Source organism: Pseudomonas sp. GL_093, assembly GCF_057837605.1.
Genome location: NZ_CM174448.1, coordinates 5,203,518 through 5,223,040, shown reverse-complemented (window position 1 = coordinate 5,223,040; position 19,523 = coordinate 5,203,518). Strand labels below are relative to the sequence as shown.

The window sequence follows — 19,523 nt, the reverse complement described above, 5'->3', positions numbered from 1 at the left end:
GCAAAGGGATGAACCGGACACCGAACGCTGTGTATTGTCGCTGTATCGCCATCATTACTGTGAACGTGCCCGAGGAGAAGACGTGGATTCCCGATTAAATGCTTTTCTTGAACGCGCCGATGCCGTTTTGGCCCGTATCGAACCGTTGCTGCCCACCCCTCGGCAAGCGATCGACTGGAATCATTGCCTTGCCGCACGCTGGCAACGCGAGGGGCGTAGCGGGTTCCTGTTGCCGCTGGAAGTCAGCCTCGACATGCGTTTGTCCGACCTGATCGGTGTCGACCGGCAACTGGAGCAACTGGGGCGAAATACCCAACAGTTCCTCGATGGCATGCCGGCCAACCACGCGTTGCTCTGGGGCTCGCGCGGCACCGGTAAATCGTCGCTGATTCGTGCCTTGCTGGCCGAACACGCCAAGGCCGGATTGCGGCTGATCGAGATCGAACGCGATCACCTGGCGGATTTGCCGCGCGTGGTCGAACAGATCGCCAAGCTGCCCCAGCGTTTCGTGCTGTTCTGCGATGACCTGTCATTCGAGTCGGGCGAGGGCGATTATCGCGTGCTCAAAAGCGTGCTCGACGGCTCTCTCGAACAGGCGCCGGATAACGTTTTGTTGTACGCCACGTCCAACCGTCGCCATCTGGTGCCGGAAAAGGAAAGCGATAACGAAAACTGGAAACGCGTTGACGGTGAACTCCATCCCAGCGAGGCGGTGGAAGACAAGATTGCGCTGTCGGACCGTTTTGGATTGTGGCTGTCGTTCTATCCGTTTACCCAGGAACACTTCCTCAACGTCGTCGAACACTGGATCGGTCAACTGGCCGACAAGGCGGGCCTTAAGTGGCAGCGAGACGAAGCACTGGACATCCTCGCGGTGCGCTGGGCCACGGGCCGGGGCAATCGCAACGGACGTTGCGCGTATCAATTTGCCCGCTATTGGGTCGGGCTGAAGCTGTTGGAGCACAAGGCATGATCGATTTACAAAAGAGCGGCCAGGGCCTCGAAGGCTACGGCATGCTGTGGGCGCAATTGGAGTCACTGCTGGCGGACGAGCGGGATTTCATTGCCAACGCCGCGCAGTTCTCGGCGTTCCTGTTCAACCAGCTCGATGACCTGAACTGGGCCGGGTTCTACCTCAATCGCAATGAAGAACTGGTACTTGGCCCGTTTCAGGGACAAATCGCCTGCGTGCGGATTCCGTTCGGCCGGGGTGTGTGCGGAGCGGCGGCGGCCACCTTGCAGACCCAGTTGGTCGAGGACGTGCACGCGTTCCCCGGACACATTGCTTGCGACAGCGCGTCGAACAGCGAGCTGGTGGTGCCACTGGTCAAGGACGGTCGCCTGATCGGCGTGCTGGACCTCGATAGCCCGAAACTGGCGCGTTTTACCGCTGAAGATCAGGCCGGTATCGAGCAGTTGGCGGCGATTTTCCTGCGCCTGACCGACTGCTGATCATGCCCGCAGGCCTGCCTTGACCAGCAGGCTTGCCGGATCAACCGCATCGATCTGTTGGGGATCGAGGAATCGATCGGCGTACTGCAAGTAGATTTGCGCGTCGATGAACAGCCCGAACAACTCAGGATCGATGTGGGCATCCCGGCACATGGTGGCCATGATGCCCAGCGCTTCGCTCAAGGACTTGGCTTTCTTGTAGGGGCGATCGGCGGCGGTCAGTGCTTCGAAAATATCGGCAATCGCCATCATCCGCGCTGGCAGGCTCATTTCTTCGCGCTTCAACTGTTTGGGATACCCGGTGCCGTCCATTTTCTCGTGGTGGCCGCCGGCGATCTCCGCGACATTGGTAAGGTGGCCGGGGAAGGGCAGGTGGCTGAGCATCAGAATCGTCTGCACCATGTGGTGATTGATGATGTAACGCTCCTCGCGGGTCAGGGTGCCTCGGGCAACACTCAGGTTGTAGAGCTCGCCCCGGTTGTACTTGTAGCGCGGCACATCGAGCTTGAACCCCCACGGATTATCCTCCGGAATCAGTTCGGCTTCGGGCCGTTCGAACAGGTGCTCGGGTTTGTCCGCCAGCAATGGCTCGCTGACCGGCAGTGTCGGAGCCGGGGTCCGCGCCTGACGCCGGTTCTCTTCCCAGGAAACACCCAGCCGGTCATCCAGGGTTCGGGTCCAGGTGCGTTGGGCGATGCTGCGCAGGCGTTGCAGGTCGGATTCGGCCATCGCCTCGCTACCCAGGTTGCAGCGGGCAATAAACGCGAAATCATCGTCCAGCCCCGCCAGCGTAGCGTTGCGCAGTTCGGCCAGGCGCTGCTCGTCACCGCCCAGGGCCATGGCTTGCCAATAGCTGATCCAGGCATCGCGCTTGAGCACTTCGAAGCGGGTGCGGATTTCGTGAATACGGTCGTTAAGGGTTTCCAGCTTCGTGGCTTTATCGACCACATACTCAGGAGTGGTGACCTTGCCGCAATCGTGCAGCCAGGCGGCGATGTGCAGCGCTTCCCATTCATCTTCGGTGGGTTGATAGCCACTGAAGGCCGGGTCCTGGCTGGCAGCGGCAGCTTGGGCGAGCATCAGGGTCAGCGCTGGCACTCGCTGGCAGTGACCTCCGGTATAGGGGCTTTTGGCGTCAATCGCCCCCGCCAGCAGTTGAATGAAGGAATCCAGCAGTTGTTTTTGTTTGGCTTGCAGCCGCTGACTTTCGATACTCACGGCGGCCGCGCCGGACACGGCCTGGAGGAACGCGATGCGGTCCGGGCGAAGTTTTTCCAGATCGCTCTGGTCGCCGGTATCAGCCAACAGCAGGATCAGCAGGCCCACGGTTTCGTTATGACGATTGTGCAGCCGAATGCCGATCAGATGAACGCGGGGACATTCCAGCGCATGCAACACCTTCTGCAAATCCCCGGCCTGTTCAAAACCAAGTGTGGTGACGACGTTGTCGGCATTCGACAGCTGTTGTAGCCATGCAGGGCTTTGCGGAGCCTGGAGTTCGTGTCCTCGAAGATCAAATGACGGCAATGCCCGTGAGGTGCCGTTGACGACCAGACCATGGGGCTCCATGCGATCGCCATCACTTTCGCGCAGGTAGATCAGACCGGCCTGGGCCTGGGCGATTTTCACGGTTTCAAACAACACCCGTTCCAGCAAGGGCGCGAAGCGGGTCTCGGCGCTCAGGCTGTCGGTGATCTGGAAAAAACTCGCCAGGGTGTCTTTCATACGCGTCATCGACACGCTCAGTTGATCGACTTCGAGCACGGGAGAGCGACGTGAGGCCGGAAAGTTGAAGTCGAAACTGCGAACCGCATCGGCCTCCCGTACCAGCGCTCGCAGGGGTTTAACCAGAACTCGCGAGGTCAGCCAGCCCAGCGGCAGGCACAGCAACAGCGTGGCCAGGGTAATCAACGCACCTTGCCAGCGCATTCGGTAGGCATCGACGAGTAATTCATCTTCCGGCACCAGCAGCGCCAGTTGCAGTCCCTGGGGGCCGCCCTCCTGCATGCTGCTGCGGGCAACGATCCATTGACGACCGGCGACATCCAGGCGATTACCTGCGGGGGGATTGTTGAGCAATGCGCCGAGGCCGGGGCTCAGGTCGGCGGCTTTGATCAGGCGGGCAGTCTGATCGTCGCTGATCAGTTTGCTGCTGTCGGGATACGCGATGGCATTCCCTTCCGCATCGAACAGCACGATGTCGGTACTGGGTGTCACGACATGTTTGGCCAGGGTTGCGGAGAGTTCCGCCAGGGTCAGATCAGCACCCATGATGGCCTGTTCGCCGCTGCGTCGGGCCAGGGTAGTGCCGACAATGTGGGTGGAGAAAAAGATGTAGGGTTCGGTAGTGATCTGATCGCTGTCGCTGCGGGCGCTGGCATACCAGGCGCGGGTTCGCGGATCGTAGGTTTCGTCGGGGTTGTCCTGGCGGCTGATGAGGGCCAGATCCTGATCGAAAAACAATGATTGGGAGCGGACCTGACCGCTGTTGCCTGTTCGCTCAATGCTCCACACCTGATAAGCCGCAGTGTCCGGTGCCTTGAGGAGCGTTTTCAGATCGGGGGTTCGCAAGGGCCGAACCATGAAGAAATCACCGTTGCCATAGCCCAGATACAACGAGGCCAGGTCGGGGTTGTCCTTGAGCGACTGGCTGAAGGGTTTGAGCAGCGCCAGGCGTTGCGCGAGGTCAGGTGCCTGGGTCGCCGGGTATTCCGCCAGCAGGGTCAGCAGATGGCGAATCGGTTCATAAGTGGCATGCAGGTCGAGACGGACGTCCTGCTCGATGCGGTTGAAGAGCTTTTCACTACTGGAAAGAATGATCTGCGTGGTTTGCTGGTAGTTGAAAAGGCCCAGCACCACGCCAGTCAGCAACAGCAGGAAAGTGAACATCACACTGATATGGACGTGCAGGGGAAACCGCCGTTGATCCGGGCGCAGTGGGCTGGGCATTGCGGGTCTCTCCATGATGGTGAACACACTGCTCAGCGTCCAAGCATAGTTAAGGCTCTGTCATTCTGCTTTTGTCGTTTTGGCCGATCTGTTGCTGCAATGCTTGCTCCAGGTCGAGCATGGCGCGCTCTATAGCCTTGCTGCAATCGGCCACTTCGTCGTGATGAAACACTTCATGGCAGGCCTTTTCCAGCGCCTCGCAACTGTCGATCACCCGGGAAGCCTGGACGATTCGGGCGGCGCCCTTGATTTTGTGGGCGACGTCGAGAAATGGCTGAGGTTCTTTGGAGGGGGACAGCGCCAGCAGTTCCTGTCGGTCCAGACGGTTGCTGTTCAACAGTTCGGTCAACAGTCGCTGGTCCAATACCGGATCTCCGCCGGTCAAAAGACGCAGTCCTTGCAGGCTGAATGCCGGATCACGGACGGTTGGCCTGATACCTTCAACCCACTGACTCAAGGCTGTCAGGGTAAGGGGCTTGAACAGGCAATCGTCCATCCCGGCTTGTTTGCAGCGTTGTATTTCTTCCGGTTGTGCATTGGCGGTAAAACCCAGCACGGTAGAGGGCGGGCGATGCGTTTTTTGTTCACGTCGGCGAATGGCGCGGGCCAGTTCGTATCCGTTCATGATCGGCATGTTGCAATCGACAATCACCAGATCGAACGGCTCGGCTTCCCATGCCTGAAGTCCTGCCTGGCCATCCGGTGCGACGCTGAATCGGTGACCCAGAAACTCCAGTTGCTGGCACATGAGCAAGCGATTGGCGGGGTGATCGTCGACCACCAAAACATTCAAGGGGGGCGTCGTGGTGTGGATTTGCGCTTCAACAGTCTCTGGCTTCTGCTCGAGTGGCAGTGTTGCCAGGTGCAACGACACCTCGACTTGAGTGCCGACACCCGGCTGGCTGCTCAATTGCAGGCTGCCGCCCATCATTTCGCACAGGCTGCGGCTGATCACCAGTCCAAGCCCCGCACCGCCTCTGGGTGACTGCCCGGAGTGATCGGCCTGGGCGAAAGGTTCGAACAGCCGCCGCTGATCCTGTTCACTGATCCCTATGCCGCTGTCGTGAACCTGCAACAGCATCCGGACCCGCTCAGGCTCGGCGGTCGGCTGCAGGTCGACGATGATCCTGATTTGGCCGTGCTCCGTAAACTTGATGGCGTTGCTCACCAGGTTGGACAGCACCTGCTTGAAGCGCATCGGGTCCAACAGGACATCAAACCCCGGATTGGCAGGGCGGAATTCCAGCAGCAGCCGGAGATTTTTCTGGCGCGCCAATCCATCGAAGACCCGCACCACCGAGGCCACGATTTCACTTGGATTGACCCGTTCAGGACTCAGGCTCAGCCGTCCGGATTCAATCCGTGCAATGTCGAGAATGTCCCCGATCAGCTCCAGCAGGTCCTTCGCCGAGTTGTACGCCACATCGATGGCCGGGCGATCCGGGTGCTCATGATCGATGCGCTTCAGCGTCAGTTCGAGCATGCCAATGACCGCATTCATCGGGGTGCGGATCTCATGGCTCATGGTCGCCAGAAATGTGGTTTTGGCTCGGTTGGCTTCATCGGCACGCTCTTTGGCATAGCGCAGATCATCGAACAGTTGCCGCCGTTCGCTGATGTCGATCCAGCCGCCAATGATGCCTTGTACTTCACCGCTCGAATCACGGTAGGGAAGAATCCAGTGGTAAATCGTCAGTCGACGGTCGCCGATGTGCAGCGCGCGATCGAGGATCAGCGGTATGCCCTCGGCCACGACGCGCTGGTAATCGGCCTGATATTCCCGGGCTTCGAACGCATTGCTCATGTTGGCTTGCATGACGCCTTTGCCGATGACGTCTTCACGTTTTGCGCAGAAGGCTTCCAGGTAACTGTCGTTGCAGCTTTGCAGCAGTCGCTGGCGATCGCGCACGTAGATGGGATGAGGCGTCCCGTTGACCAATGAGCGCATGAATTCGAATTGATCGTTCAATGCACGCTCGGCTGCCTGACGCTGCTTTATCTGGCGACGCATGTAAGCGTTCCAGGCAACGGAAATCAGCAGCAGCACCCCGGCACCGATAACGATTTGGTAGAACAGTCGGTGATAGTTGCGCCAGGTACTTTGCGAGGACGCCGAATAGCCGCGCCAGCGGCTGTTGATGATGCCCAGTTCTTCCGGTGCAATACTCAGCAGCGCCTTGTTGAGGATGGCGTTCAGTTCTTTGGCTTCCCGGCCTGTGGCCAGGGAGAATGCGGCCTGTCGGGTACCGATGGTGGTACTGATTTGAAGTGTTTGCTCGAAGAGCTGCGATGAGATGAAGTAGTTGGCAATCACCAGTGAATTCACCGCACCTTCTGCCTTACCCTCGGCCAGTAACTCCACGGCGCTGAACGCGTCCGGGGTTTCAATCAGCCTGATCCGCGGGAACTCGCTGCGAAGGTAATCCACCAGGGGATTGCCTTGGGCGATTGCCAGGCGTTTGTCCTGCAACTGCGCAAGGCTTGTCGGGCTGTCGGCGGCTTTGCGAGTCAGCAGGACAAAGGAATTTTGCAGATAGGGGCGGGTGAAGTTCAACGTCGTTTCACGTTGGGCGCTGGGGAGCAGGGCGGCGATCAAGTCGGCCTTATTGTCCCTGATCTGCTCGATCATCTCGTCATCACTGCGGCTGCGATGGACGTCGAAGCGCAAACCGGTGCGCAATCTGATCAGCTCGAGCAAGTCCGCGGTAACCCCACGAAAGTTGCCATCACTGTCGAAAAACGTCAGCGGCGCAAAAGCCTCATTGACCACCACACGCACTACCGGGTGTTGCGCCAGCCAGCGTTCTTCGTTGTGGGTGAGCTGCAGTTTTTGATCGGTGAGCAGCATGTCACTGCCGGCACTCCAGCGTTTGGCAATGTTGTCTCGTTCGCTGGTGGGGATGGCCATGAGCATTGCATTGATGATCCCGAGCAGTTGCGGGTTGTCCTTGTGCACGGCAAAGCTGAAACCGTGGGCTTCGTGTTTGCCGAAGTTGGCCATGCGGATGTTGTTCAGATACCCCTTGTTGATCATGTAATGGGTAGAAATGGTGTCACCCAGAAAAACATCAGCCTGGTCGAAGGCAACGGCATTGATCGCATTCTGGTAGGACGGAAAGGACGTGATGATCGCCCCCGGATACATGGCCTTGACCTCCTCCAGCGGCAAATAGTGATACACCATGCTCAGCCGTAGACCGGCCAGGCCATCGGTCAGGGATCTGGTTTCTCCTTCGCGTGTCACCAGAACCGGCTGGTCTACGGCGTAGGGGGTGGAAAGTACGATGTCAGCGTTGTGAGCTTCGAATCCATTGGCAGTACCCAGTAAATCGATCTCGCCGCTTTCGAGTGCCTCGATCGAGTCCTCCCGGGATGAGAAACGCCGAACCTTGATGGGCAAACCGGTGGTTTTGCCAAGGATACCTGCGTAATCGGCGGTAAAGCCTTCGTAGTCGTGACCACTGAGGGTCAGGTCGAAAGGGGGGTAGTCCGGTGCTGAAGTGCCAAGGATCAGTTCCCGTTTATTGTCTATCCATTGTCGTTGTGATTTATCCAGTTGGACTTCCTGGTGTCCGGCCATCGAGCGACTCATCAGGGTGTAGTGCTCGCTGACGGTCTGCGCAGCGGCCACTGAGGTGTTCAGGCATAAACCTGCGGCCATGAGTGTCAGATAATCCTTTATACGACTGGGCATCCTGTTTCTCACACTAACGCGTTACGTTTTGCCATATCGATGAGTTCAACCAGGGATTTGGCTTTGAGTTTCTGCATGAGGCGTTTTTTGTAAGTGCTGACAGTCTTGTTGCTCAGAAACATGCCTTTGGCAATTTCCTTGTTGGTGCGGCCTTGGGCAAAGAGTTGCAATACCATCAGTTCTCGGTCGTTGACTGACTTGAACAGTTCCAGGTCGGCAAAACGCGCGTCATCACAGCGAACAGGATTCAAAGCCTGGCTTGGGAAATAGTTGTAACCTGACAATACGGCTTTTATAGCACTGACCAGTTCACTCAGTTCTTCCTGTTTGCACACATATCCCGATGCGCCGGATTGCATGCAACGAATACCGAAAAGTGTTGGGCATTGTGCTGTTAATACCAACGTTTTCAGGCGGGTACTCATTGCGTTGAAACGGGCGAGAACTTCCAGCCCATCCAGTTTTGGAATACTGATGTCGAGAATGACCAGGTCAGGCATGCATTCGCGAACCATCTGCATGGCGTCGACCCCATTATCAGTTTCGCCGACGACTTTGTAACCTTCATGTTCAAGCAACATTCTGACGGCAAGGCGGATGACCGGGTGATCGTCGACAATAAAAACGGAGTTCATAATCAAATCCCATACGCGCTCTAATAAAGCGCGCACCTTAGCTCAGATAGTTGAGGCGACGCATGAGCTGACGGACCTGCAGCGGCAATATAGGAACAATCCTACAGCTGAAGAAGAATAGGACTACGTATCAACTAGGTTTTTTATGAAGAAGGGTAAAGGTTGTTGATAGTTAGTCGAGAGATTGGAAGTATTTAATTGTAAGTTGTGAGTGGTGTTTTGTCTGAGCTTTTAGTGCGTTTGGTGTGCGATTTTTTACAATGAGGCCAAGGTCAACAAGTTTCTAAATTCGGATTGTTTCAACGGTTTGATCAAGTATCCCAGTAATGGCAGTCCGTGTTCGTTGGCTTTTTTTTCAAGTTCATCCAGTTCGGCGGATGTCAGGCTACTTAACAGTATGGCCTGTCTAATCATCCCTCGGTGGCTGGCGAATTCGACCAGATCAAGACCGGAGAGGTCGGGCAGACATTGATCGCACAAAAGAATATCAAATGGTTGCACAGCCTTGAGCATTTGTTGCAAGGCGCCGTCGGCACTGTCGGTGGTGGTCAGTTGGGTGAAACCGTAACTCTCAAGCAGATATTGAGTCGCCCGGAGTTGGAAGGGGTGATCTTCTACCAGCAAGATGCGCAGATCGTCTTTGAACATAGGAGTATTCACGCTTCTTCTGTCGAACTGAAGGAAGCGAGATTATTTCGCGAAGTTACCGAATAATCGATCAGTTAGCTCCGCGCATGTTGTAGGGGGATTCGGTGAACGTTGAGTGCACTTGGGGTTTGAGAGGTAAATCAACCATTGCAGGCGGCGTAATGGCTGATCACCCAGGTCTCATCAGTGGCTCGAACGACCGGTCATCTCCAGCGCCATTTCGCTGGCATAGCTGTCAGTCATGCCGGCGATGAAATCAATCATCCGTAGAAACGAGGCGTGCAATGGGCCGTGAGGATCGGGCGCATTGTTACCCAGCAGGTCGAGGACTCGGCGACTCTTGAAGGACGGCGTTCGACCGTTGTGCTGTTCCAGTGCCGCGCCGCAGAAGGCATTGAGCAGGATTTCCAGCGTGGTGTAGGCGCCGATTTCATGCAGGGTCTTGCGCTTGTCCTGGAAGATTTTTTTCCGTGCCATGTCCTTCGCATTCAGGACGCAACGCTTGGCAGGGCCGTGCATGTGCTCCACCAGATCACCGGGCAGCGTGCCGGCCAGCAACGCGTCCTGTTGTTCGACAAAGGCCCGTGCTGCGGCGTTGGTCAGGTGTTCAATGGCTTTGCCTCGCAGGATCGCCAGTTTGCGCCGGCGCGAATCCAGTGGACCGAGCTGGCGATAGGTTTCCGGCAGATCGTCACCCACAAGGTCCAGCAACAGGGACTCGACTTCGGCGTACTCCAGCAACTCCATTTCCAGACCGTCTTCCAGATCGATCAGCGCGTAGCAGATGTCATCGGCAGCCTCCATCAGATACACCAGCGGATGGCGCGCCCAACGCTGTTCCTCGAGTTGTGGCAGGCCGAGTTTATGGGCGATTTGTTCCAGAAGCGGCAATTCGCTCTGATAGCAGCCGAACTTGTGTTTCTTGTAGCCCAGTGAGTCCGCGTGTTTTGCCGTCCATGGGTACTTCAGATAAGTACCCAGCGTGGCGTAGGTCAGCCGGGTGCCGCCGTCGAACTGGTGATATTCCAGCTGGGTGAGTACCCGGAAGCCTTGGGCATTGCCTTCGAAATTGAGAAAGTCATTACGTTCGACTTCGCTCATTGCATCCAGCCAGCCACGGCCGGCGGCTTGCTGGAACCAGTGGCGAATCGCGTCTTCTCCGGAATGGCCGAAGGGCGGATTGCCGATGTCATGGGCCAGGCAAGCCGATTGCACCACCATGCCCAGGTCGCTGGGCTCGCACCAGTCAGGCAGGGCGCTGCGGATGGTTTCGCCAACGCGCATGCCCAGCGAACGGCCGACGCAGCTGACTTCCAGCGAGTGGGTCAGGCGCGTGTGGATATGATCGTTGCTGGTGACCGGATGGACCTGGGTCTTGCGCCCTAGGCGGCGAAACGCGCCCGAGAAAATGATCCGGTCGTGGTCTTTGTGGAAAGGGCTGCGGCCGAGTTCTTCCGGGCTGTGCAGAGGCTTTCCGAGGCGTTCGCGGGTAAGCAGGGTTTGCCAATCCAAGGCGGGTTCTCTCCGTCAGGTGTTTGATTGCTTAAGCTTCCGGGTTCGCGTCCGGACCTGCAAGCGGAACTACAGCCCGGCGGCGTCGATATCGATGAGCAGCAGTCGCTCGCCGTGGTCGAAAAATTGCCCGGCGGTGAGGCAGTACTGGTTGCTGGTGGCATCGCGGTAAGTATTGGAGAGCGTCAACCTGCGCTCATCCCAACCCTCTGCCAGCAGGTGATAGAAGTAGGGACGCCACGACCAGTTGTGGCCCAGGTAGCGATTGTCGGCCTCCCAACCGTTGTTGCGCCATTCAAGGTTGGGCGTCATCTGCGTGCCGTGGCGGTCGCATTGATAGAAACGCAGCAGCCAGGGAAATGCATCCAGTTGTGGCAAGGCGCTGAGCGGCGCGCGGGCCTGAGCCCATGCTTGCAGGATGGTCATCAGCTCGCTGAGTTGCTGGCGCATGATCATCAGGCGGCCGCGCTCAGCCAGCTTCTGCTGAACATAGCGCTGACGCAGTTGCGCGAAGCGCTCGACAAAGGCGTCCGCGGCAAAGAAACCGGCTTGTGCCCGGGCGAACAGAAAGCCCTGAACGTAGCGCGAACCGCACTCCAGAGCAAAACTCAGTTGAGCCTCGGTTTCCACCCCTTCGGCGATGATCCAGCAACCGGTTTTCTCCGCCATTTGCGCCAGAGCCTTGACCACGTCGCTGCTCGGTCCACCTAGCGCAGCGGCCTGGAACAAGCGCATGTCGAGTTTGAGAATGTCCGGTTGCAGCGCGAGTACGCGATCAAGCTGAGAGTATCCGGCACCAAAATCATCGATGGCGATCCTCGCGCCGGCCTGTCGGTAGCGTGCCACGATTTCGGTCAGGCGCTGGATATCGCCCCCCAGTTCGGTGATCTCGAAGACAATGCGTTTCGGGTCGACGTTGTGCCTGCTCAATTGCTTGAGGCTCGGTAGCGCCTGGCCCTGTCGCAAGCGGTTGATCCAGCGTGGCGATATGTTCAGGCTCAGAAACCAGTCCGAAGGCGCTTCATGCAGGCGGCTCAGCGCGTTATCGCGGATCTGGCGATCCAGACGACGCAGCGCGATGGCGGGCGTTCGCGGGTCGGCGAACAGCGGCCCCACCGAGGCCAGTTGACCGTCGGTCTGGCGCAATCTTCCCAGTGCCTCGACGCCAGCGATACGGCCGGTGGCGGTATCGATGAAGGGTTGAAAACAGGCGAGCGGTTGCCCGTCGATCACGAGGCCTCCTTGGTCAGGTCTTGTTATTGGATAAAACCTGTTCACCGGGTAGGCACGCAGGATTGAACCCCTCGATAAAGAGGTTCAATGCCAATGTTGCAAGAATGCAGCCAGATAACGTAATGCTGTTCACTTAAGTTCGTTGTTTTCAGGTGTACACATGCGTAGCGAGGGGGCGGTGGATCGAGGGCCGACCTGTTTTTTGTGTGCATATCCGTTTCTGCGGTCACGGCGGCTTAGGGTTCCGCCCTTACGGCGGGTCACTTGGAAAAGCCCCAAGTAACCAAGGGCTCTTGCCCCTGACGTTCGGTGCCTCGCTGTGGCTCGGCATGCCCTCGCTCCGGTCCTGCTCCGTGGGCCCGCCGCCATCGGCCATCCATGGCCGGGGGCGGCTAACCCGGCATCCATGCCGGGTTGCCCACTGCGCAGAACCTCCACTCGGCCTCTCGATGGGGCGGTGCATCAAGATCAAAAGCTGCAGGCGAGCTAACGCTCGGCCTGTTGAGTGGTGAGGAGCGTGCGTACACCCCCTCCCTCCGGTAGGAGCTGTCGAGTGAAACGAGGCTGCGATCTTTTGATCTTGCTGTGGCTGTGGATGCGGCTTTTGATCTACTGCCCCTTTCCCAGAGGCCGAACGCAGGTATTGCGCAGGGGGCACCGCGGCAAGGATGCCGCGGTAGCCGCCCCCGGCCATGGATGGCCGATGGCGGCGGGCCCCCGGAGCAATGCCGGAGTGAGGGCATGCCGAGCCTAGGCGAGGCACCGAATGGCGGGGCAGGAGCCCTTGGTTACTTGGGGCTTTTCCAAGTGACTCGCTGTAAAAGCGAAACCGCCAGTCGCCATCACCGCAGAAACGGATATGTACCCCAACCCTAAGTGAACAGCATTATCCAGATAACGGCCTTAGGGGTTACGCGAAGAGCCTTGCATGACCAGCTTGATCAATGGCCCCAGCGTGGCGCCCAGACGAACCAGTCGAGTCAGGCTGCTGACGCCACCGCTCTTGGCGCCCTTACCTGTCAGAAAACCCAGCAAGGTGACGGCTGCCACGCCCCAGAGTGGAGCGTGCTTGATGCCGAAGCCATCTTGCAGGTTTTGCGTCATCCCGCGCACGCGCTGCAAGGGTTGCAGCAGTTGCGCGGATTCGTGGCGGATTTCCTGACGATGCATTTCCATGCGCAGGCGGATCAGCGCCTTGCGCATTTCGGTGCGCGAGCTGTTGTGAGGCAGTTCAGGCAGGCTCATGGCAGCAGACGCTCCCGATCGTTGGCTAACTCTTCCAGGGTGCCGTGGAAGGGCGACGATTCATCGAAAATCGCCGCTCTCAAGCGCATCGCACAGAAAATGGCCGCGAGTGTGTAGAAAACACAGAGCCCGATGATGGCGGCCAGGCGATAGGTGTCCCAAAACAGGATCAACACCAGCGTCGACAACCCCACCAGCAACAGCAAGGCAAAAACCAGCGCCAGGCCTGCGAATAGCAACAGGCTTACCGTGCGGGCTTTTTGTTCCTGCAATTCGATGCCGAACAGTTCGACATGGCTGTGCAGCAGTCCAAGAAAAGCGGCACCCAGGCGCCGCGGTGAGGAGCTTGGGCCCGTCGCGGACGAGCCGGATTCGCCGATCGCCATATCAGCGCCGAGTGGCCAGCAAGCCAAGCAGGAAACCAACGCCGGCCGCGATCCCGACCGATTGCCATGGGTTGGCCTGGACATAGTCTTCGGTGGCGGTAACGGCGGCCTTGCTGCGTTCGCGCAGGGAGTCTTCGGTCAGTTTCAAGGTTTCGCGCGCACGCAGCAGACTGTCGTGGATTTGCTCGCGCAGCTCATCAGCCTGATCGCCGGCCAACGTTGCGGTGTGTTCCAGCAACCGTTCGGTGTCGCTGACCAGGGTCTGAAAATCATTCATCAGGATTTCTTGAGCAGTCTTTGCCTTGATGCTGGCCATGGGTGGATCTCCGTAAGTGGCTTCTGAAGCGTTCGAGTATGAGCCTTGCGCGAAGGTTCAGTACAAATGACTGGTACAACTTTTGCTATGTCATGGTGCGTCTGCCTGCGCCGTTGCGCTGTTGCTGGGCAGGATTCGAGCAAAACCTTATCTCAAATAATGAAAACTCGCGCAAAGGTTCCAACCTTGTGCGCCAAAGTGGCTCATCGGGATCAATCTGCTGATCCCGGCAAGTCGCAACTTGGTGCATGAATTGTCTGCGCGAACTGCTTTGGTGCTTTTTTAGCCTTCAGGTCTGCCAACCCCATGGAAAATCTGCAAAGCGCTGTGGACAGTCTGGTCCATAGCTCCAATACGTTGTTCATTCTGATCGGCGCGGTCATGGTGCTGGCGATGCACGCCGGTTTCGCCTTTCTTGAAGTCGGCACGGTTCGACAAAAGAACCAGGTCAATGCCTTGTCGAAGATCCTCAGCGATTTCGCCATTTCGACCCTGGCCTACTTCTTTATAGGCTATTGGATTTCCTATGGGGTGACCTTCATGCAACCGGCGGCTGTGATCAATGCTGATCATGGCTATGGGCTGGTGAAGTTTTTCTTCCTGCTGACCTTTGCTGCGGCGATACCCGCGATCATTTCCGGTGGCATCGCCGAGCGTGCCCGCTTCGTCCCGCAGTTGTGTGCGACGGCACTGATCGTGGCGTTCATCTATCCGTTCTTCGAGGGCATGATCTGGAATGGCAACTTTGGCCTGCAAGCCTGGTTGCTGGAGCGTTTTGGCGCCAGCTTCCATGATTTCGCCGGCTCGGTAGTGGTTCACGCCATGGGCGGTTGGCTGGCCCTGGCGGCGGTGTTGTTGCTCGGGCCGCGCAATGGTCGTTATCGCGAAGGGCGACTGGTGGCGTTCGCGCCCTCGAGCATTCCCTTTTTGGCGCTGGGGTCGTGGATCCTGATCGTTGGCTGGTTCGGTTTCAACGTGATGAGCGCGCAAACCCTGCAAGGTGTCAGCGGACTGGTGGCGGTGAACTCGCTGATGGCCATGGTCGGCGGTACCGTGGCGGCGCTGATTGTCGGGCGCAATGACCCGGGCTTTCTGCATAACGGCCCGCTGGCCGGACTGGTGGCGATCTGTGCCGGTTCCGATCTGATGCACCCGGTGGGCGCGCTGATCACGGGCGTTATTGCTGGCGCACTGTTTGTCTGGTGCTTCACCGCGGCTCAAGTCAAATGGCGCATCGACGATGTGTTGGGCGTTTGGCCGTTGCATGGTTTGTGCGGCGTCTGGGGCGGGATCGCCTGCGGCATCTTCGGCCAGAGCGCGTTGGGTGGGTTGGGCGGCGTGAGTCTGATCAGCCAGTTGATCGGCACTGCGTTGGGGGTGGTCGTGGCGCTGGCCGGCGGCTTTGCCGTGTATGGCGCGATCAAGGCGTTCCATGGTCTGCGCCTGAGTCAGGAAGAAGAGTATTACGGCGCTGACTTGTCGGTGCACAAGATTGGCGCCGTCAGCCAGGACTAGGTCTCTTCGTCGTCAGCGCCTGGATAGAAACCGTGCAGCAGACGATAGCGGTCGTGCCGAATCTGGTCGGCCCGCTCCTGTACCTGATACGCGGGTAATCCCAGCATGATCAGCGCGTGGGAGGCGAGCATCAGGCTCGACTCCAGCAGTTCGGGCACGACTTCGCTGGCGCCGGCTGCCTTCAATTCGGCCAGTTGGCTGTCGTCGCGCGTGCGCACCAGAATCGGCACGGTCGCGTTGAGTCGCCGCGCTTCCTTGAGGATCAGCAACGCGATGTCGCTCTGATCCACGGCGATCACCAGCAGCCTGGCGCGCTCCAGCCCTATCGCGACCAGCAGTTCACCGCGACGTGAGTCGCCATAATGCACACAGGATTCACCCACGGCGGCTTCCTGGACACGCACCGGATCATTATCCAGTGCGATATAGGGTTGCTGCGCGTTGCGTAGCGCGCGTCCGATTGACTGACCCACACGACCATAGCCACAGATCACTACATGGTTATGCAAGTCGGCGTTGAGTGCGCTGATTTCCTCGAGTTTTGCTTCTTCGTTGGGTTTGCGGTGCAGGCGTGTGGCGATGTAGGGTGCGGCGCGCAGCAACAACGGCGTGACGAGCATCGAACAGAAGGTCGCCGCCAGCAGCAGGCCGCCAAAATCCGCGGGCATCAATTTGTTCTGCTGCATCTGTGCCATCAGCGCAAAGCAGAACTCGCTGCCCTGGGCCAATGCCAGGCCGCTGCGCCAAGCGGTTTCGCCATCGCTGCCACGCCATTTGACCAGCAGCGCAACGACGATGCCCTTGAGCACCAACAACCCCAGGGTCAGGCCGAGAATCAGCAGGCCGTGGCTGGCGAACAACTGCAAGTCGATCAGCATGCCGATACTGACGAAGAACAACCCGAGCAGGATGTCGCGGAACGGGCGGATGTCGGCCTCGATCTGATGCCGGTAGTGGCTTTCTCCCAGCAGCATGCCGGCGAGAAACGCACCCAGGGCAGGGGAGAGACCGAGCAGGTGCGTCAGCCATGCCGTCAGCAGAACAATCACCAGCGCCAGTAGCACGAACAGTTCCGGGGAACGGGCAGCCGCCACTTCATGGAACAGCCGCGGCAGCAACCAGCGACTGGCCAGCAGCAGACCGACGAACAGCACCACGGTTTTACCCAGCGTCAGTGGCAGCGCCCAATACCAGGCCTGGTCACTGCTGCCAGCGAACACCGGCACCAGGGTCAGCAGCAATACCGCCACGACGTCCTGGAACAACAACACGGCAATGGCATTCTGGCCGTGACTGCTGAAAATCTCGCCGAGACTGCTCAGCTCTTTACTGACAATGGCCGTGGAAGACAGCGACAGGCCGGCGCCGAGTAACAGCGCAGGCGTGATCGGCATGCCGAGCAGCATCAGCAAACCCCCTAACAGCATCCCGGAGCACAGCACCTGCAGACTGCCAAGCCCAAACACCACTCGGCGCAACGCGAGCATTTTCGACAGGGAAAACTCCAGCCCAAGGGAGAACAGCAGAAACACCACGCCCAACTCGGCGAGGTCCGGCAGTTCTTCGCTTTCATTCACCCAGCTGAATGCAGTTGGCCCGACGATCAGCCCCACGCACAAGTAGCCCAGCACCGGTGGCAATCGCAGGCGCTGGAACAGTGCAATCACCACCAGGGAGGAGGCGAAGATGATCAACAGATTGGCAAACACAAAAACTCCGGTGATGGACGCTGGCAATTCAAGCGTAGAGGCAAATAATCCGAGAGCATCGCGCAATGGGTATTGAAGACGACTGATGTGCGTCAGCGTATTGCCGCGATCCATTGCCGTTATGGCTCAAGGGTAGAGTACTCAATGGCTCGACGGCTTTTCGGGGCAGGCCTAGAATGATGACTTAATTTTTTCGGTTGAGCGCTCATGCTTCCTGAATGTCAGCTGTTCGGCACCCTTGGGTGTCATCTCTGTGAAGTGGCAGAAGCCATGCTGATGGAATTTGTCGAGCGCGGTCTGCTGGTGGAACTGGTGGATATCGCGGACGACGAAACATGGTTCGAAGCTTACAGTCTGCGTATTCCGATACTACGGCGGGTCGATACTGGCGCTGAGCTGGGCTGGCCGTTCAGTGCCGATCAGGTAGTGGCGTTCCTGCGTTAAGCGGTGGTTGCGGTGGCGATGTTCCGCCTGTCGAACTTTGCGATGGATCCCCTTGGCTTTACCGGTACTGATCGGATACTGTATGCGCATACAGTTATTCGTGATGCCTGCCTTGTACCCCTTGTTTTCGGGTTTGGGCAGGCGGTCCGGGCGTGAGAGGGATGAATCGTGGTCAATGTCGAACAATTGAAGAACAGCGTGAACCGGATGTCGGCGGACGTGGTGCGCGAGGCTGTCCTCGAATTGCGTCTGGATGGCCTGGTGACAGAAGGAAAAACTCCCTTCAATAAACTGCATTTCAATACCTGTTTCGCCGAAATCGAAGCCTTGTTCCAGCGTGCGGGTTATCACCGGCAGCTGGATGTCGTGGGCTATCAGGGCTTGTTGTATGCGCTTTATGATCCTGGTCGCTGGGAGGCAGTCGATGTGCTGCGCTGGCTCAAGGAGTTCACCGAAGCGGCAGCGCGCACGCAGATACCGGCTTGAGGATTCTCTTCTAGGTTCGTTCCGGCCGCTGTTGGATAATGCCGCCCTGTATTGAGGGTCAGAACTTTCGTATGTCCACTTCATCTTTTTCTGCTGCACACAACCAGGCCAGCACGCTCTACTTGCCGCCTGGTCCGTGGCAGACCGTACTCGATTGTCTGTGCGAACACTTCAGCGCCATCGGTCGTGAACAATGGCTGGACAGAATCGCTCGCGGTCGTGTCCTCGACGGTCACGGCATGCCGATCGCCCTTGATCTGCCTTACAAGGAAGGCTTGCGGATTCATTATTTCCGTGAGGTGCCGGACGAAAAGCCGATCCCGGTGGTCGAGTCGATTCTGTACGCGGATGAGCATTTGGTCGTGGCGGACAAGCCGCACTTTCTGCCAGTGACTCCCGCGGGTGAATACGTGGAGCAGACCCTGTTGCGACGGCTGATCCGTCGACTCGATAACCCGCATCTGGTGCCTTTGCATCGCATTGACCGGCACACAGCGGGGCTGGTGCTGTTTTCCGCCAACCCTCAGAGCCGTTCTGCCTATCAGTCGTTGTTTCCCACGCGACAAATCGAAAAGCGCTACGAGGCAATTGCGCGAGCGTTACCTGAACTCTCTTTTCCATTGGTCCATAAGAGTCGGCTCGTCAATGGTGAGCCTTTCTTCCGCATGCAGGAAGGTCCGGGCGTCAGCAATACCGAGACGGCTGTCGAAGTCAGGGAGAAGAACGGTGATCTCTGGCGTTATGCGCTTTACCCGGTGACGGGCAAGAAGCATCAGTTACGGGTGCACATGACAGCCTTGGGCGCCAGCATCTGCAACGACCCGTTTTATCCGCACGTACTCAAGGATGTTGAGGATGACTATGCCAATCCTTTGAAACTGCTCGCTCAGGGGCTACGGTTTGTGGACCCGGTCACCGGCCAGGAAAGAGCATTCGAAAGCACCATCACCCTGGAGTGGTGATCACGAGGTTCTGCGAATCTGCTGATCTTCAGCCACGAAAAAGCCCGCATAAAGCGGGCTTTTTCATATCCGGTTGTCACCGCAAAAATTACAGCTCCTTAACGGTACGAACCTGATCCTTGTTGATGCGGGTCTGCTTGCCATCCAGTTGTTCGAATTCGTAGAAACCCGAATCCTTATCGAACTTTGGCGCGTCGACAGCCTGGATTTCTCGACCGTCATTCAAGGTGATCACTGCAGGCGATGCGCAACCGGCGAGGGTAGCGAGGCCCAGTGCGAGCATGAAAGTGGCGAGGGTCCGTTGAGTCATGAGTGTGTCTCCGAATATGAATTCTTT

At 58.1% G+C, this 19,523-nt stretch carries 17 protein-coding genes; 6 read left to right on the top strand and 11 right to left on the bottom strand.

The genetic code is table 11. The annotated features are described in order from the left end of the window. The first annotated feature begins 82 nt into the window (after positions 1-82). Together AC3IUE_RS24020 and AC3IUE_RS24015 are read left to right on the top strand one after the other, a co-directional pair. Positions 83-973 carry an ATP-binding protein gene (locus tag AC3IUE_RS24020; protein ID WP_056742445.1) on the top strand — a complete coding sequence of 297 codons (891 nt, stop codon included), beginning with the start codon at positions 83-85 and terminating at the stop codon, positions 971-973. Then, positions 970-1,452: a GAF domain-containing protein gene (locus tag AC3IUE_RS24015; RefSeq protein ID WP_076028162.1), complete on the top strand. Its 483-nt coding sequence runs from the start codon at positions 970-972 to the stop codon at positions 1,450-1,452. Before AC3IUE_RS24020 ends, AC3IUE_RS24015 begins: the two co-directional genes overlap by 4 nt. Here the strand turns inward: AC3IUE_RS24015 and AC3IUE_RS24010 are convergent, their stop codons facing one another. The 9 genes from AC3IUE_RS24010 to AC3IUE_RS23970 form a co-directional block, all read right to left on the bottom strand. After that, the gene (locus AC3IUE_RS24010; protein ID WP_489263981.1) at positions 1,453-4,401 is read right to left on the bottom strand and encodes an HD domain-containing phosphohydrolase; all 2,949 of its coding nucleotides are present in this window, start codon (positions 4,399-4,401) and stop codon (positions 1,453-1,455) included. A 49-nt stretch (positions 4,402-4,450) separates the two neighbouring features. Beyond that, positions 4,451-8,095 carry a transporter substrate-binding domain-containing protein gene (locus AC3IUE_RS24005; protein ID WP_489263980.1) on the bottom strand — a complete coding sequence of 1,215 codons (3,645 nt, stop codon included), beginning with the start codon at positions 8,093-8,095 and terminating at the stop codon, positions 4,451-4,453. 8 nt (positions 8,096-8,103) lie between these two features. Beyond that, positions 8,104-8,730 (bottom strand): response regulator transcription factor, encoded by a 627-nt coding sequence (locus AC3IUE_RS24000; protein WP_033059130.1) that lies wholly within the window; start codon positions 8,728-8,730, stop codon positions 8,104-8,106. A gap of 255 nt (positions 8,731-8,985) precedes the next feature. Continuing rightward, entirely contained in the window at positions 8,986-9,378 is a 393-nt protein-coding gene (locus tag AC3IUE_RS23995; RefSeq protein ID WP_056742438.1) for a response regulator, read from the bottom strand. 183 nt (positions 9,379-9,561) lie between these two features. Next, a complete protein-coding gene (locus AC3IUE_RS23990; RefSeq protein WP_056742437.1) occupies positions 9,562-10,890 on the bottom strand; it encodes a deoxyguanosinetriphosphate triphosphohydrolase in 1,329 nt (442 codons plus the stop codon). 69 nt (positions 10,891-10,959) lie between these two features. Then, complete coding sequence (locus AC3IUE_RS23985) at positions 10,960-12,123, bottom strand: EAL domain-containing protein (RefSeq protein WP_489263979.1); 1,164 nt, start codon at positions 12,121-12,123, stop codon at positions 10,960-10,962. Between the two features lie 903 nt (positions 12,124-13,026). Further along, positions 13,027-13,368 carry a hypothetical protein gene (locus AC3IUE_RS23980; protein WP_046049173.1) on the bottom strand — a complete coding sequence of 114 codons (342 nt, stop codon included), beginning with the start codon at positions 13,366-13,368 and terminating at the stop codon, positions 13,027-13,029. Further along, the gene (locus AC3IUE_RS23975) at positions 13,365-13,754 is read right to left on the bottom strand and encodes a phage holin family protein (protein ID WP_008145878.1); all 390 of its coding nucleotides are present in this window, start codon (positions 13,752-13,754) and stop codon (positions 13,365-13,367) included. The genes AC3IUE_RS23980 and AC3IUE_RS23975 overlap by 4 nt, the downstream gene beginning before the upstream one ends. Before the next feature lies 1 nt (position 13,755). Beyond that, a complete protein-coding gene (locus AC3IUE_RS23970) occupies positions 13,756-14,070 on the bottom strand; it encodes an ElaB/YgaM/YqjD family protein (RefSeq protein ID WP_046049174.1) in 315 nt (104 codons plus the stop codon). Positions 14,071-14,376: 306 nt separating this feature from the next. Here AC3IUE_RS23970 and AC3IUE_RS23965 point away from each other — a divergent pair, with 306 nt between their 5' ends. Continuing rightward, on the top strand, positions 14,377-15,585 hold the full coding sequence (locus tag AC3IUE_RS23965; RefSeq protein WP_056742431.1) for an ammonium transporter: 1,209 nt from the start codon (positions 14,377-14,379) through the stop codon (positions 15,583-15,585). Here the strand turns inward: AC3IUE_RS23965 and AC3IUE_RS23960 are convergent. Beyond that, entirely contained in the window at positions 15,582-17,294 is a 1,713-nt protein-coding gene (locus tag AC3IUE_RS23960; RefSeq protein WP_489268940.1) for a cation:proton antiporter, read from the bottom strand. The two genes, AC3IUE_RS23965 and AC3IUE_RS23960, sit on opposite strands and share 4 nt — an antisense overlap. 207 nt (positions 17,295-17,501) lie before the next feature. Between AC3IUE_RS23960 and AC3IUE_RS23955 the strand changes: the two genes are divergently transcribed. The 3 genes from AC3IUE_RS23955 (at position 17,502) to AC3IUE_RS23945 (ending at position 19,186) form a co-directional block, all read left to right on the top strand. Then, positions 17,502-17,738, top strand: coding sequence for a glutaredoxin family protein (locus AC3IUE_RS23955; RefSeq protein WP_046049177.1), 237 nt, complete (start codon positions 17,502-17,504; stop codon positions 17,736-17,738). A gap of 168 nt (positions 17,739-17,906) precedes the next feature. After that, positions 17,907-18,224, top strand: a complete 318-nt coding sequence (locus tag AC3IUE_RS23950; RefSeq protein ID WP_008145883.1) for a hypothetical protein — start codon at positions 17,907-17,909, stop codon at positions 18,222-18,224. A gap of 71 nt (positions 18,225-18,295) precedes the next feature. Next, a complete protein-coding gene (locus AC3IUE_RS23945; protein WP_489263977.1) occupies positions 18,296-19,186 on the top strand; it encodes a pseudouridine synthase in 891 nt (296 codons plus the stop codon). Between the two features lie 88 nt (positions 19,187-19,274). Here AC3IUE_RS23945 and AC3IUE_RS23940 read toward each other — a convergent pair whose 3' ends face one another. Further along, positions 19,275-19,496 carry a YgdI/YgdR family lipoprotein gene (locus AC3IUE_RS23940; RefSeq protein ID WP_056742424.1) on the bottom strand — a complete coding sequence of 74 codons (222 nt, stop codon included), beginning with the start codon at positions 19,494-19,496 and terminating at the stop codon, positions 19,275-19,277. Between the last annotated feature and the right edge of the window lie 27 nt (positions 19,497-19,523).